Genomic DNA, 12947 nt, shown 5'->3' with positions numbered 1-12947 from the left:
GCGCCGCGCCCGGTCGTTCAGGCCCCGCCGTCGAACGTCCACCGCGTCTGGCTGTAGGTCTCGCCCCGGCCGAACCCGAAGGCCGTGACCGGCTCGACCCGGAAGACCACGGCCCGGTTGCCCTCCCCGTAGAACGCGCCGTCGCGGACGTCGAAGTGCCAGTCGCTGCCGTACTTCTCGCCGTACAGATCGGCCAAGCGGCGCAGTGTGGGCTCGTCGCGCACCGCCACCGCCTCGCCTTCGACGACCACATCGAGCCCGGCGTGCAGGTCGTTGCCGCCGGCCGTCGATGTCGTCAGCACACAGTGCGCGTTGGTGGCGAGGTTCTTGGCCTTGCGTTCCTCGGGGCCGGTGCAGAAGTGCAGCGCATCGTCCGACCAGACGGCGAGCAGCGGGGTGACATGCGGGCGGCCGTCCGGCCGGACGGTGGTGAGCCAGAAGATCTCGGCCTCGGTCATTCCGCCGACGGCCGCGGGCCAGGCGGTCGCCGTGGCGTCCGCGCTGCTGTAGTTCGGGTCGAGGTCGGTGGCCGGTTGTCCGCCTTCGCTGGCTGACATAGCTGTCCCCTTTCGGTGCGGCGCACGGTCAGGCCCATCGTGCGGGGGTCCGCCGCCGCGCCGCCGCTACGACGCGCCGCGGCGGGCCGTACGGGGTGCCGGCCGGTGCTTGGGGCGGCGCAGACCGGCCGCGGTCAGCCGGCGCACCAGCTCCTTGGAGCCGATCTCCAGCGCCCCGGCGCGCACCGCGTCGCCGTACCGCTCCGACGGCAGGTCGTAGTGGTCGCGTTCGAACGCCCGCCGGGGCGCGCCGAGCCGCGCCGCGAAGGCGTGCAGTTCGTCGAAGGAGTGGTCGCTGACCAGATGCGACCACATCCGCCCGTGGCCCGGCCAGGTGGGCGGATCTATATAGATCGCCACCTCAGCGCTCCGGCCGGATCGCCACGTCAGCCCGCCGCACCATCAACCACCTCAGCCTTCCATCGGGGTGCCGAGCCGGCCGACCCGGGCCACGGCGACAGCTGTCTTGGGGCAGACCCAGTGCGGATCGGTGCCCAACTCCGGTTCGACATCGAGCGCATGGGGATCCCCCGACTCCGTGCACACGGGGCACAGCGGCCAGCGGCCGTAGCGGTCCAGGAGGGCGTCCTGGACGTCCTGCGCTATGAGTCCTGCGACGAATGCCGCGCCTTCAGGCCATTGCTCCACCCACCACCGGCGGTGGACGACCGCATCCTCCACGAGCGAGACGATGTCGGCGTCGGCCACCTTGTCCGCCATCAGGTCGGCGAGCACCAGCGCCCGCGCGGCGTGCAATGCCTGTTCCATCTCCATGCCCCCCATTGTCTCCCGGCCGCCGACCGCCGAGCGGGTTGTCCACAGCCCCGCCGCGACCTCTCCGCTCTGTCCACAGCACTCACAGAGGGTATTGACGCCGAGCGTCGATGAAATTACTTTTCAAGCGTGAGCAGTAGCGTGAAGGAAACTTTCAAGGATGTGGCCGTCGAGACCCGACCGGCCCCGGCCCCACCCGCCCCCGCGGCGCTGGCCGCCAAGGTCCGCACCCTCGCGCCGACGATGACCCGCTCCATGCAGCGGGTCGCCGAGACCGTCGCGAGCGACCCGGCCGGCTGCGCCGCCCTCACCGTCACCGGCCTCGCGGAGCGCACGGGCACCAGCGAGGCCACCGTCGTGCGGACCTCCCGGCTGCTCGGCTACCCGGGCTATCGCGATCTGCGCCTCGCGCTCGCCGCGCTCGCCGCGCAGCAGGCGGCCGGCGGCGCACCCGCGGTGACCGCGGACATAGCGGTCGACGACTCCCTCGTCGATGTCGTCGCGAAGCTGGCGCAGGAGGAGCAGCAGTGTCTGGCCGACACGGCCGCCGCGCTGGATGTCACCCAGCTCGAAGCCGCCGTCGCCGCGCTCGCCGGTGCCCGCCGTATCGATGTGTACGGCATAGGGGCCTCCAACCTCGTCGGCCAGGACCTCGTCCAGAAGCTGCTGCGCATCGGCCTGATCGCCCATGCGCACGCGGACCCGCATCTGGCCGTGACGAACGCCGTGCAGATGCGCACCGGCGATGTCGCCATCGCCATCACGCACTCCGGGCGGACCACCGATGTCATAGAGCCCCTGCGGGTGGCCTTCGACCACGGTGCGACGACGATCGCCATCACCGGCCGCCCGGACGGCGACATCGCCTCGTACGCCGACCACATCCTGACCACGTCCACGGCCCGCGAGAGCGAGCTGCGCCCGGCCGCGATGTCGTCCCGGACGAGTCAGCTGCTGGTCGTGGACTGCCTGTTCATAGGCGTCGCGCAGCGTACGTACGAGACCGCGGCCCCCGCGCTGTCCGCCTCGTACGAGGCACTCGCCCACCGCCACTCGCCGCGCAACAACCAGCGCTGACCTCGCACCGCCCCGCCGTTGTGGGCCTCCGCACCATCGGGAGGCACGGGTGGACACGACGGCACCGGGCGGCGGGGCAGCCGAAGAACCACGGCCCCCCACGAGCCCGACCGAAGAGAGTCGCCACGCCATGACCTCCACCGCCGACCACGACCCTCTGCGCGCCCAGTTGGACACCCTCACCACCGAGGCGTACCGGCCCGAACTCGCCGAGATCGACCGCCGCCCCACCCTGGACATCGCCCGCACGATGAACGACGAGGACGCCACCGTCCCCGCCGCCGTCGCCCGGCGGCTCCCGGAGATCGCCGCCGCCATCGACGCCACCGCCGCGCGGATGGCCCGCGGCGGCCGGCTCATCTACGCCGGCGCCGGCACGGCCGGCCGTCTCGGGGTGCTGGACGCCAGCGAGTGCCCGCCGACCTTCAACACCGACCCGTCCCAGGTGGTCGGGCTGATCGCGGGCGGCCCGTCCGCGATGGTCACCGCTGTCGAGGGCGCCGAGGACAGCAAGAAGTTCGCGATCGAGGATCTGAGCGCGATCGGCCTGACCGACCTGGACACCGTCGTCGGCATCTCGGCCTCCGGCCGTACGCCCTACGCGATCGGGGCCGTCGAGCATGCCCGCGCCCTCGGCGCGCTGACCATCGGCCTGTCCTGCAACGCCGATTCGGCGCTGGCCGCGGCCGCCGAGCACGGCATCGAGGTCGTGGTCGGCCCCGAGCTGCTGACCGGCTCCACCCGGCTCAAGGCGGGCACCGCCCAGAAGCTGGTGCTCAATATGCTCTCGACCCTCACCATGATCCGGCTGGGCAAGACCTACGGGAATCTGATGGTCGACGTCCGCGCCTCCAACGAGAAGCTGCGGGCCCGCTCGCGCCGAATCGTCGCGCTCGCCACCGGTGCTTCCGACCAGGAGATCGAGACCGCACTCCGCAGCACGGACGGCGAGGTGAAGAACGCCATCCTCACCCTCCTCGGCGGAGTCGACGCCCCCACCGCCGCCCGCCTCCTCGACGCCGCCGACGGCCACCTCCGCGCCGCCCTCCAGGCCGCCGAAGAGCACTGAGCCCCACCACAGCCCGCCACACCCTGTACGGCCCGACCCCCTCGCCTCGTTCGACCGCACAGCAAGGCACCGCACATGCCCGAAGACAAGAACCGCGCCATCGCTGCCGCGCTCCTCCCTCTCGTCGGCGGCGCCGGAAACCTCACCTCCATCGCCCACTGCATGACCCGGCTCCGCCTCGGCATCCAGGACCGTTCCCTGGTCCAGGACGAGGCCCTCAAGGCGCTGCCGGCGGTCATGGGCGTGGTCGAGGACGACACGTACCAGATCGTGCTGGGCCCCGGGACGGTCGCCCGGGTCACCCCGGAATTCCAGCGCCTGGTGGCGCAGTCCCGCGACACCCCACCGGCCACGGAAGCGGAGTCAGCCGCACCCACACCGACGACGGCCCCTGCCGGGGCGCCCCCGGCACCGGCCCTGGTCCCGACACCACCCACGACCGTCGGCACCCCCGCCTCCGACGCTCCCGCCACCGCCACCGCCGACGACCTGGCCGCCCAAGGCGCCGCCCTCAAGGCCCGGCAGAAGTCGCGGAACGCCACGCCCGTGAAGCTGTTCCTCCGCCGGATCGCCAATATCTTCGTCCCGCTGATCCCGGCCCTGATCGGCTGCGGCATCATCGCCGGCATCAACGGCCTGCTGACCAACCTCGGTCAGCTGCCGTCCGTCGCCCCCGCCCTCGCGGCCATGGCCTCCGGCTTCATGTCCCTCATCGCCGTCTTCGTCGGCTACAACACCGCCAGGGAATTCGGCGGCACCCCGATCCTCGGCGGCGCGGTCGCCGCCGTCATCGTCTTCCCCGGCGTCACCCACATCACCGCCTACGGCCAGCACCTCTCCCCCGGCCAGGGCGGGGTGCTCGGCGCACTGGCCGCGGCGCTGCTCGCCGTCCAGGTGGAGAAGTGGTGCCGCAAGACCGTCCCCGAGGCACTGGACGTCCTGGTCACCCCCACCGTTACGGTCCTGGTCACGGGCCTGGTCACGCTCTTCGGCCTGATGTACGTCGCGGGCGAGGTCGCCACCGCGATCGGCACGGGCGCCAACTGGCTGCTGGCCCACGGCGGCGCGTTCGCCGGTCTCGTCCTGGGCGGCCTCTTCCTCCCCCTCGTCATGCTGGGCCTCCACCAGGCCCTCATCCCGCTGCACACCACCCTCATCGAGCAGCAGGGCTACACGGTCCTGCTCCCGATCCTCGCCATGGCCGGCGCGGGCCAGGTCGGCGCCGCGATCGCCGTCTACTTCCGTCTCCCCCGCAACCCCTCGATCCGCCGAACCATCAAGTCCGCCCTCCCCGCAGGCTTCCTGGGCGTCGGCGAACCACTGATCTACGGCGTCTCGCTCCCCCTGGGCCGCCCCTTCATCACCGCCTGCCTGGGCGGCGCAGCCGGTGGCGCGTTCGTCGGCCTCTTCAACCAACTCGGCGACGCCGTCGGCTCCACCGCCATCGGCCCCTCCGGCTGGGCCCTGTTCCCCCTGGTCAAGGGCAACCAGCCGCTCGCCACCACCCTCGCCGTCTACGCCCTGGGCCTGGCCGTCGGCTACCTCGTCGGCTTCCTCGCCACCTACTTCTTCGGCTTCAGCAGACACACACGGACGGAGCTGAACAGCGACCCGGACGGTGCGGGCGGCCCGGGCAGCGTCCCGGCGGCCGGTGCGTCGCCGGCCGCCTCCGCACCGCCCACAGTGACCTCGGCGTCATGAGGTCATGGCATCCGGCTCTGCCAGTTCAGCTCTCGCACGCGGGCGGCCAGTACGGCGGACGGCGGGGCGGCACGCAGTTCATACGGCGGGCAGTTCCACACCGTGCCACCCCCGGGCGGCCGGAGCTGCACGAACGGCCCGTCGCAGCCCATGACCCGGCCGACGCGCCCGTCCCGCCCGTCCACCGCATAGCTTCCGGGCGGCGGGATCACGGCCGTCGCTCCTCCGGACCGTGTTCGGCTGCGACGGTCCTGGCGTAGTCCGCCAGCACACCGGCGAGCCGCCGGGCGGTGTCCAGATTGCAGCGCCCCAGCTCGACCAGGGGCGCCATGAAACCGCCGGCACACGACACCGGGTCGACGCCGAGGGACGGCAGGGTGATCCCGGCCTTCTGAAGTGCGGTGCGCAGCTCCGCCGTCACATCCTCGGCCTGCTGCACCCGCTCACACGCCGTCATCGTCGTCATCATCACCTTCCACGCTGAGTGTTCCCGTTGCGCACACAGCGTGGTGGTTGCGGGTCTAGCCTGCATAGAGGCGCAGACCCAACAACCGATCGTGTGTAACAGGGAGTTGCTGCGATGCCCGGACCGAAACCCCTCGACCCCTCCTCGTCACCCCGCGCCATGCTCGGCGCCGAGTTACGGCACAAGCGCGAAGAGGCGGGACTCACCCAGGAAGAACTCGGCCGTCCCCTCTTCGTCAGCGGGTCGTTCATCGGCCAACTGGAGGCCGGGACGCGGCGGATGCAGATGGAGTACGCCGTGAAGATCGACGAGATCCTCGGCACGGACGGCTACTTCACCCGCAACTGCGAGGCCGCGACGAAGTCGAAGTATCCGGACCATTTCGCGGAGGCGGCGGAGGCGGAAGCCGTCGCCGCCACCATCAAGGAGTACGCGCCGCAGCTGATTCCGGGGCTGCTGCAGACGGAGGCGTATGCGTGGGCGGTTTGCCGCGCGTACCAGCCGACGGCACCGGAGGCCGAGATCGGCGAGACGGTCACGGCACGACTCGAACGCGCGCTCCTTCTCGACCATCCAACAACTCCGATGTTGTGGGTGGTGCTGGACGAGGCCGTACTGCGCCGCAAGACCGGCGGTCCGGCGGTGATGGCGAAGGCCCTGCGGCATGTGGCGGAGCTGATCCGGAGGCATCGGGTGATCGTGCAGGTGTTGCCGTTTTCGGCGGGGGACCATGCGTCGATGAACGGCTCGGTCAAGCTGATGACCTTCAAGGACGCGCCTCCGGTCGCCTACCTTCAAAGCTTGGGAACTGGCTGTCTGCAGGACGAACCGGCTACGGTCGCCCGCCACGAACTGACTTACGATTTGATCGGGGCCAGCGCACTATCCCCCCAAGATTCCCTGGCCCTGATCGAATCAGTGGCGGAGGATTACGCGCATGAAGATCAGCGCTGAGTACGACCTGAGTGCAGCCGTCTGGCGTAAGTCCAGCTACAGCGGCGGCGACGGCGGCGACTGCCTAGAAGTCTCCGACGACCACCCCGGCATCGTGCCCGTCCGGGACTCCAAGGACCCGGACGGCCCGGCGCTCGCGTTCCGGGCACCGGCATGGGCTGCGTTCATCGAGGGCATCAAGTCCAGTTCCCTGTAGGGCGCCTGACGACACCCGGGGTCCGGGGCTCAAGCCGCGGACCCCGAGCCCTCTTTCCAAGGAACGGGTGGACGGAAGTAACCCACCCGCCCTCCCCCGGTTCCGCCAACTCCCGCTCACACCAGCGTGGATGACATTCCGTGACCGGCTTGCGACACCCTGCTGCGCCGGTCTAGCGTGCGCAGCAACAAACAACCCCGGCAGGTGCTACCAACACCGACCGGGGTCTGACCATCAAGATCGGAAAGAGCGATCTCATGGCTGGTGAAAACCTTAACCCTGCCCCGTGCGCGTCCGCACGCCCCCACCCCTCCGCCCGCCCCGGCTACGGCAAACGCGCCGCGCCCGACCAACGGGCATCCCGCCCCGGCGACTTCGCACATCTCCCCCGCCGCGAGGCATCCATCGCCGCCTACCTCGACCGGCTGCCCGAGGGTGCCGACATCTCCGTGAAGACGCTGGCCAAGGTGTTGCCGGACTACGGGCAGTGCGCCCTGCGGACCGCGCTCCGCCGCCTCTCGGAGGCCGGTCATCTGCGGCGGGTCACCGAGACACACACGAGTGACGGCGGCAGCCCGCTCTGGGTGACGCGTACGTACTTCTCGCGTACGGCCCGGGACGACTCCTGGTGGATGGCCTTATGCGCCGGGAACGTTCCGATGACCGACGACGACAGTGACGGCGGCGGCGACAGTGACGCCCCACCTCCCACCTCCGGGCCACCGCGCCCGCAGGCTCCACACGTCGACGTCGACGTCGACGCCCACGTCCGCACCCGCCAACCGCGGTCCCCCGGCTACGCCGCCCTCGCCGCCCTCGGCCGCGCCGAACCCCGTATGACGCTGTCCGCTGACGACTGCGCGTCCCTCGAAGCATTCGCGGAGGAATGGCTGGCGCGCGGCGCGACCCGCGACCAGCTGCTGTCCGCCCTGACCTCCGGGCTGCCCCCGCACATCCACCACCCGGGACGGCTCGCCCGCTCCCGGCTGCTCGCCAAGATGCCGCCCGAAGCCGCTGGGCCGGGAGCGGGCGGCCCGGCCCGAGGGCCGTCGTCCGGCCCCCTCCGGATCATGGAGTGCACCGTCTGCCGCGCCCCGGGTCGGCCCGAGGCGCTTCCCGGGGGTGTCTGCGGCCCCTGCCGGGGCGAGGCACCACCGGACCGGCGGCGGAATCCGGCGGACCCGACGGCCGCCCAAGTCCGCGCCCGCGTGGAGCGTTTGCGCGCGGCCGCACGGCCACCGGCACCCAGCCGTACGGCCGCCGCCGGCCGACCGTGATCCTGCCGCACCGCGGCGCGGCAGTAAGTAGGGTCGGCGCCATGCTGATCCGATTACGCCGCCCCTGGCGCGCCAGGCTGATCGTGGCGCTCACCGCGCTCGTGCTGACCGCCGGCGGGGTGGCACTGATCCTGTGGGGCGAGACACCGCCCCCGTTCCCGCCGCTGCCCAAGCTGCCCGCGGCGCACGGCAATGTCGTGATCCAGGTCGCCGTCGAAACCACCCTCGACCGCGACGCCCCGCCCGCACCGGCTACCCTCTGCGGCGCCGTGCTGCTGTCCGTGGCCGGGGCGCTGTGCCTCGCGGGCTGCCTCATCGGCCGCCGGCGATAGCCCGCCCGACGGCGCCCGGCCCCGCCCCGAAAACGCCGCCGGGGCGGCACCCCCCTGGAAGGAGGGTGCCGCCCCGACGTACGTCTGGACGTGTTGATCCGGGAGGATCAGCGTTCCGATCCGCGAGGATCAGAAGTCCATGTCACCGCCCGGCATGCCGCCGCCGGCCGGGGCAGCGCCCGCCTTCTCCGGCTTGTCGGCGATGACGGCCTCGGTGGTGAGGAAGAGCGCCGCGATGGAGGCGGCGTTCTGGAGCGCGGAGCGCGTGACCTTGGCGGGGTCGATGATGCCCTCGGCGATCATGTCGACGTACTCACCGGTCGCGGCGTTGAGGCCGTGGCCGATGGGCAGGTTGCGCACCTTCTCCACCACAACGCCGCCCTCAAGGCCGCCGTTGACGGAGATCTGCTTGAGCGGGGCCTCCAGGGCGAGCTTCACGGCGTTGGCGCCGGTCGCCTCGTCACCCTCGAGCTCCAGCTTCTCGAAGACCTGGGAGGCCTGGAGCAGGGCGACGCCACCGCCGGCGACGATGCCCTCCTCGACGGCCGCCTTCGCGTTGCGAACGGCGTCCTCGATGCGGTGCTTGCGCTCCTTGAGCTCGACCTCGGTGGCGGCACCGGCCTTGATGACGGCCACGCCGCCGGCCAGCTTCGCCAGACGCTCCTGGAGCTTCTCGCGGTCGTAGTCCGAGTCGCTGTTCTCGATCTCGGCGCGGATCTGGTTGACCCGGCCCTGGACCTGCTCGCTGTCACCGGCACCGTCGACGATGGTGGTCTCGTCCTTGGTGATGACGACCTTGCGGGCGCGGCCGAGCAGCTCGACGCCGGCGTTCTCCAGCTTGAGGCCGACCTCCTCGGAGATGACGGTGCCACCGGTGAGGATGGCGATGTCGCCGAGCATGGCCTTGCGGCGGTCACCGAAGCCCGGGGCCTTGACGGCAACGGACTTGAAGGTGCCACGGATCTTGTTGACGACCAGGGTCGACAGGGCCTCGCCCTCGACGTCCTCGGCGATGATCAGCAGCGGCTTGCCGGACTGCATGACCTTCTCCAGGAGCGGCAGCAGGTCCTTCACGCTGCCGATCTTGGAGTTGACGATGAGGATGTACGGGTCGTCGAGCGACGCCTCCATACGCTCCATGTCGGTGGCGAAGTACGCCGAGATGTAGCCCTTGTCGAAGCGCATACCCTCGGTGAGTTCCAGCTCCAGACCGAAGGTCTGGGACTCCTCGACGGTGATGACGCCTTCCTTGCCGACCTTGTCCATGGCCTCGGCGATCAGCTCGCCGATCTGGGTGTCAGCGGCGGAGATGGAGGCGGTCGAAGCGATCTGCTCCTTGGTCTCCACGTCCTTGGCCTGCTCCAGCAGGGCGGCGGAGACGGCCTCGACGGCACGCTCGATACCGCGCTTGAGGGCCATCGGGTTGGCGCCGGCGGCCACGTTGCGCAGGCCCTCGCGGACCAGAGCCTGGGCCAGGACGGTCGCGGTCGTCGTGCCGTCACCGGCGACGTCGTCCGTCTTCTTCGCGACCTCCTTGACCAGCTCGGCGCCGATCTTCTCGTACGGGTCCTCGAGCTCGATCTCCTTGGCGATGGAAACACCATCGTTGGTGATCGTGGGGGCGCCCCACTTCTTCTCGAGGACGACGTTACGGCCCTTGGGGCCGAGGGTGACCTTGACGGCGTCGGCGAGCTGGTTCATCCCGCGCTCGAGACCGCGCCGTGCCTCCTCGTCGAACGCGATGATCTTGGCCATGTGAAGTGGTCCTCCCGGACTGGGGTGGATTGCTCCGGACCGCGCTGGCGCCCGCGACGGACGACCTGCAGACCTGTGTGGTTCCTTGCCCCACCGATCCGCGGGCCTCGCCGACCCGGTCCTTCTTTGTCACTCTCACTGGGAGAGTGCTAACGCAATGATTAGCACTCGGGGTAGGAGAGTGCAAGCCGCCCGGAGGGCGTCGTTGAGGGGTGGCGGTCGGGCGACGGGTGGGCGCAAGCCGCCCGGAGGGCGTCGTTGAGGGGTGGTGGCCGGGCGACGGGTGGGCGCAAGCCGCCCGGAGGGCGCGGTTGGGCAGCGGGCGGGCGCGAGGCTGCCGTGAAGGCGCCCTCCCCTAGGGGGACAAGTGGGCCGCACGCACCCCGCCCCCGCGCGACCCACCCACCCCGCAGCCCCCCCACTCCCCACCCCGCAGACAGCCGAAGGCCCGTACCCCCCTCAGGGGTACGGGCCTTCCTCACGCAGCAGTCGGTCGGCGCCTCAGCCGGCCACCCGGACCATGTCCGCCTGCGGCCCCTTCTGGCCCTGCGAGATCTCGAACTCGACCCGCTGACCCTCCTCAAGGGTGCGGTAACCGTCCATCTGGATCGCGCTGTAGTGGACGAAAACATCCGCACCACCGTCGACCGCGATGAAGCCGTACCCCTTCTCCGCGTTGAACCACTTGACGGTGCCCTGAGCCATGCCTAACTCCCCTATTACTGGCCCTTGCGCAGGACCGCACTCCGCGGACCCGGGTCAGACCTCACCCCGCGAAAGGCCCGTGGGGTGTGCGCCGGAACGCGTCGACCGCCGCTGAATGTATCTGCACAGATGCCCAGAGCAACAGGTCAATCGGACGAGAATTCCGGGGCCGGAGAATCGGCTATATGCGGCGAAATCCCGTTTCTCCAGGGCAAGTCAGGCCGGGCATAGGGCACCTAGGCGACAAATACCGCCCACACTTTGGCCACAACTGATCGCGAACACATATGCGTTCGGCACGCGCACGGTGATATCCGGAGGGGGATCACCCCAATGGTATCTCCTTTCACAACATGGAATTGCCCCGTCCGCTTTCTGGCGGACGGGGCAATTCCGGTCATGCAGGAGAAGAGTTGGCGCAAATCAGCAGCCGCCGGCCACCGCCGGGATGATCGAGATGCCCGCACCGTCCGGGGTGGGCGTCTCCAGGCCCTGCTCGAAGCGCACATCGTCATCGTTGACGTACACGTTCACGAAGCGGCGCAGCTTGCCGGCGTCGTCCAGCACCCGGGCCGCGATGCCCTGGTGGTTCTGCTCCAGGTCGGCGATCACCTCGGAGAGGGTCGCGCCCTCGGCGGGGACCTCGGCCTGGCCACCGGTGTACGTGCGGAGGATGGTGGGGATGCGGACCTTGACGCTCATGGTTCTGCCTTCCAGGGGTACGGAGTGCGAGTTCGGGGGCTGGGCGCGGCCCCGTCCGCCGGATGCCGGACGGGCCGTCGGCCTCAGCGGGCCAGGCCGGCCGAGCGGAACGCGTCCAGGTTCGGACGGATCGTCGCCGTGGGCCCGGAGGTGGGGGCGACCGCGTCGAGTGTCTTGAGGCCGTCACCCGTGTTCAGTACGACGGTGGTCAGGGACGGGTCGAGCACGCCGTCCTCGATCAGCTTCTTGGTCACGCCGACGGTCACGCCGCCCGCGGTCTCCGCGAAGATGCCTTCCGTCCTGGCCAGCAGCTTGATCGCGTCCACGACCTGCGCGTCGTTGACATCCTCGACGGCACCGCCCGTACGGCGCGCGATGTCGAGCACATACGGCCCGTCGGCGGGGTTGCCGATCGCCAGCGACTTGGCGATGGTGTTCGGCTTCTGCGGGCGGACGACATCGTGGCCGGCCTTGAACGCCGTGGACACCGGCGAGCAGCCCTCCGCCTGGGCGCCGAAGATCTTGTACGGCTTGTCCTCGACCAGGCCGAGGGCGATCAGCTCCTTGAGCCCCTTGTCGATCTTCGTGAGCTGCGAGCCGGACGCGATCGGGATGACGATCTGGTCCGGGAGCTGCCAGCCCAGCTGCTCACAGATCTCGTACGCGAGCGTCTTGGAACCCTCGCCGTAGTAGGGGCGCAGATTGACGTTGACGAAACCCCAGCCCTCACCCAGCGGGTCACCGATGAGCTCGGAGCAGAAGCGGTTGACGTCGTCGTAGTTGCCCTCGATGCCGACCAGGTCACCGCCGTAGACCGCGGCCATCACGACCTTGCCGGCCTCCAGGTCGTGCGGGATGAACACACAGGACTCGAATCCGGCCCGGCGCGCCGCGGCGCCGACCGCACCGGCGAGGTTCCCGGTGGAGGAGCAGGAGAGGGTGGTGAAACCGAAGGCGCGGGCGGCCTCGACGGCGATCGCCACGACGCGGTCCTTGAAGGAGTGCGTCGGGTTGCCGGAGTCGTCCTTGACGTACAGACCGCCGGTGACGCCCAGCTCGGCGGCGAGCCGGTCGGCCTTGACGAGCTTGGTGAAACCGGGGTTCAGGTTGGGCTTGTCGGCCACGTCGGCGGGGACGGGCAGCAGCGGGGCGTAGCGCCAGATGTTGTCCGGACCGGCCTCGATCTGCTTCCGCAGGCTCTCGGGGTCGCCGCTCGGCAGGTCGTAGGCGACTTCGAGCGGCCCGAAACATTCCTGGCACGCGAAGATCGGGCCGAGCGGGAAGCGCTGTCCGCACTCGCGGCAGGACAGAGCTGCGGCGGGGCCCAGAGCGACGGTGGGGGTGTTTTCGGTGACTTGCACAGCCATGGAGGCGAGGCCCTT

Annotated in this window: 16 protein-coding genes; 7 read left to right on the top strand and 9 right to left on the bottom strand. The window is 70.4% G+C overall.

All coding sequences use genetic code 11. The annotated features are described in order from the left end of the window. Positions 1 to 17 precede the first annotated feature (17 nt). The 3 genes from QT196_RS24040 to QT196_RS24030 all read right to left on the bottom strand — a co-directional run bounded on the left by QT196_RS24040 (position 18) and on the right by QT196_RS24030 (position 1331). A complete protein-coding gene (locus QT196_RS24040; protein ID WP_266734157.1) occupies positions 18 to 557 on the bottom strand; it encodes a pyridoxamine 5'-phosphate oxidase family protein in 540 nt (179 codons plus the stop codon). A gap of 66 nt (positions 558 to 623) precedes the next feature. Beyond that, positions 624 to 917, bottom strand: a complete 294-nt coding sequence (locus QT196_RS24035) for a DUF4031 domain-containing protein (RefSeq protein ID WP_168480920.1) — start codon at positions 915 to 917, stop codon at positions 624 to 626. 51 nt (positions 918 to 968) lie between these two features. Beyond that, entirely contained in the window at positions 969 to 1331 is a 363-nt protein-coding gene (locus QT196_RS24030; RefSeq protein ID WP_085926290.1) for a hypothetical protein, read from the bottom strand. Between the two features lie 162 nt (positions 1332 to 1493). Here QT196_RS24030 and QT196_RS24025 point away from each other — a divergent pair, with 162 nt between their 5' ends. The 3 genes from QT196_RS24025 (at position 1494) to QT196_RS24015 (ending at position 5178) form a co-directional block, all read left to right on the top strand. Continuing rightward, entirely contained in the window at positions 1494 to 2408 is a 915-nt protein-coding gene (locus tag QT196_RS24025) for a MurR/RpiR family transcriptional regulator (RefSeq protein ID WP_168483938.1), read from the top strand. A 130-nt stretch (positions 2409 to 2538) separates the two neighbouring features. Then, complete coding sequence (gene murQ / locus QT196_RS24020; RefSeq protein WP_266734160.1) at positions 2539 to 3477, top strand: N-acetylmuramic acid 6-phosphate etherase; 939 nt, start codon at positions 2539 to 2541, stop codon at positions 3475 to 3477. A gap of 75 nt (positions 3478 to 3552) precedes the next feature. Further along, positions 3553 to 5178, top strand: a complete 1626-nt coding sequence (locus QT196_RS24015) for a PTS transporter subunit EIIC (protein WP_290355658.1) — start codon at positions 3553 to 3555, stop codon at positions 5176 to 5178. A 2-nt stretch (positions 5179 to 5180) separates the two neighbouring features. On the opposite strand, the gene QT196_RS24010 is transcribed toward QT196_RS24015, so the two are convergent. Both QT196_RS24010 and QT196_RS24005 read right to left on the bottom strand, forming a co-directional pair. After that, positions 5181 to 5390 (bottom strand): hypothetical protein, encoded by a 210-nt coding sequence (locus tag QT196_RS24010; protein ID WP_248001722.1) that lies wholly within the window; start codon positions 5388 to 5390, stop codon positions 5181 to 5183. Next, positions 5387 to 5644, bottom strand: coding sequence for a hypothetical protein (locus QT196_RS24005; protein ID WP_168483936.1), 258 nt, complete (start codon positions 5642 to 5644; stop codon positions 5387 to 5389). Before QT196_RS24005 ends, QT196_RS24010 begins: the two co-directional genes overlap by 4 nt. 114 nt (positions 5645 to 5758) lie before the next feature. Here QT196_RS24005 and QT196_RS24000 point away from each other — a divergent pair, with 114 nt between their 5' ends. From QT196_RS24000 to QT196_RS23985, 4 genes are all read left to right on the top strand, one after another. After that, positions 5759 to 6598, top strand: a complete 840-nt coding sequence (locus QT196_RS24000) for a helix-turn-helix transcriptional regulator (RefSeq protein WP_290355657.1) — start codon at positions 5759 to 5761, stop codon at positions 6596 to 6598. Continuing rightward, positions 6582 to 6794 carry a DUF397 domain-containing protein gene (locus tag QT196_RS23995; protein ID WP_168480916.1) on the top strand — a complete coding sequence of 71 codons (213 nt, stop codon included), beginning with the start codon at positions 6582 to 6584 and terminating at the stop codon, positions 6792 to 6794. Before QT196_RS24000 ends, QT196_RS23995 begins: the two co-directional genes overlap by 17 nt. A gap of 257 nt (positions 6795 to 7051) precedes the next feature. After that, on the top strand, positions 7052 to 8071 hold the full coding sequence (locus QT196_RS23990; RefSeq protein WP_290355656.1) for a hypothetical protein: 1020 nt from the start codon (positions 7052 to 7054) through the stop codon (positions 8069 to 8071). 41 nt (positions 8072 to 8112) lie between these two features. Next, positions 8113 to 8403 carry a hypothetical protein gene (locus tag QT196_RS23985; protein WP_168480914.1) on the top strand — a complete coding sequence of 97 codons (291 nt, stop codon included), beginning with the start codon at positions 8113 to 8115 and terminating at the stop codon, positions 8401 to 8403. A 129-nt stretch (positions 8404 to 8532) separates the two neighbouring features. Here the strand turns inward: QT196_RS23985 and groL are convergent, their stop codons facing one another. From groL to thrC, 4 genes are all read right to left on the bottom strand, one after another. Next, complete coding sequence (gene groL / locus QT196_RS23980; RefSeq protein ID WP_168480913.1) at positions 8533 to 10158, bottom strand: chaperonin GroEL; 1626 nt, start codon at positions 10156 to 10158, stop codon at positions 8533 to 8535. Between the two features lie 501 nt (positions 10159 to 10659). Beyond that, entirely contained in the window at positions 10660 to 10863 is a 204-nt protein-coding gene (locus QT196_RS23975) for a cold-shock protein (RefSeq protein ID WP_003986833.1), read from the bottom strand. A 423-nt stretch (positions 10864 to 11286) separates the two neighbouring features. After that, entirely contained in the window at positions 11287 to 11565 is a 279-nt protein-coding gene (locus tag QT196_RS23970; protein ID WP_018089727.1) for a MoaD/ThiS family protein, read from the bottom strand. An 83-nt stretch (positions 11566 to 11648) separates the two neighbouring features. Next, entirely contained in the window at positions 11649 to 12932 is a 1284-nt protein-coding gene (gene thrC, locus QT196_RS23965; RefSeq protein ID WP_266734173.1) for a threonine synthase, read from the bottom strand. Positions 12933 to 12947 lie beyond the last annotated feature (15 nt).

The organism is Streptomyces sp. P9-2B-2 (assembly GCF_030406865.1).
GTDB lineage: Bacteria > Actinomycetota > Actinomycetes > Streptomycetales > Streptomycetaceae > Streptomyces > Streptomyces platensis.
The sequence above is the reverse complement of the archived record's forward strand: the minus strand, read 5'-3'. Positions and strand labels throughout refer to the sequence as shown.

Bases quoted from the DNA above. Each gene is read 5' to 3' on its own strand.
- QT196_RS24040 (WP_266734157.1), bottom strand. From the start codon at position 557: ATGTCAGCCAGCGAAGGCGGACAACCGGCCACCGACCTCGACCCGAAC.
- QT196_RS24030 (WP_085926290.1), bottom strand. From the start codon at position 1,331: ATGGAGATGGAACAGGCATTGCACGCCGCGCGGGCGCTGGTGCTCGCC.
- murQ (WP_266734160.1), top strand. From the start codon at position 2,539: ATGACCTCCACCGCCGACCACGACCCTCTGCGCGCCCAGTTGGACACC.
- QT196_RS24015 (WP_290355658.1), top strand. From the start codon at position 3,553: ATGCCCGAAGACAAGAACCGCGCCATCGCTGCCGCGCTCCTCCCTCTC.
- QT196_RS24005 (WP_168483936.1), bottom strand. From the start codon at position 5,644: ATGACGACGATGACGGCGTGTGAGCGGGTGCAGCAGGCCGAGGATGTG.
- QT196_RS24000 (WP_290355657.1), top strand. From the start codon at position 5,759: ATGCCCGGACCGAAACCCCTCGACCCCTCCTCGTCACCCCGCGCCATG.
- QT196_RS23995 (WP_168480916.1), top strand. From the start codon at position 6,582: ATGAAGATCAGCGCTGAGTACGACCTGAGTGCAGCCGTCTGGCGTAAG.
- QT196_RS23990 (WP_290355656.1), top strand. From the start codon at position 7,052: ATGGCTGGTGAAAACCTTAACCCTGCCCCGTGCGCGTCCGCACGCCCC.
- QT196_RS23985 (WP_168480914.1), top strand. From the start codon at position 8,113: ATGCTGATCCGATTACGCCGCCCCTGGCGCGCCAGGCTGATCGTGGCG.
- groL (WP_168480913.1), bottom strand. From the start codon at position 10,158: ATGGCCAAGATCATCGCGTTCGACGAGGAGGCACGGCGCGGTCTCGAG.
- QT196_RS23975 (WP_003986833.1), bottom strand. From the start codon at position 10,863: ATGGCTCAGGGCACCGTCAAGTGGTTCAACGCGGAGAAGGGGTACGGC.
- QT196_RS23970 (WP_018089727.1), bottom strand. From the start codon at position 11,565: ATGAGCGTCAAGGTCCGCATCCCCACCATCCTCCGCACGTACACCGGT.
- thrC (WP_266734173.1), bottom strand. From the start codon at position 12,932: ATGGCTGTGCAAGTCACCGAAAACACCCCCACCGTCGCTCTGGGCCCC.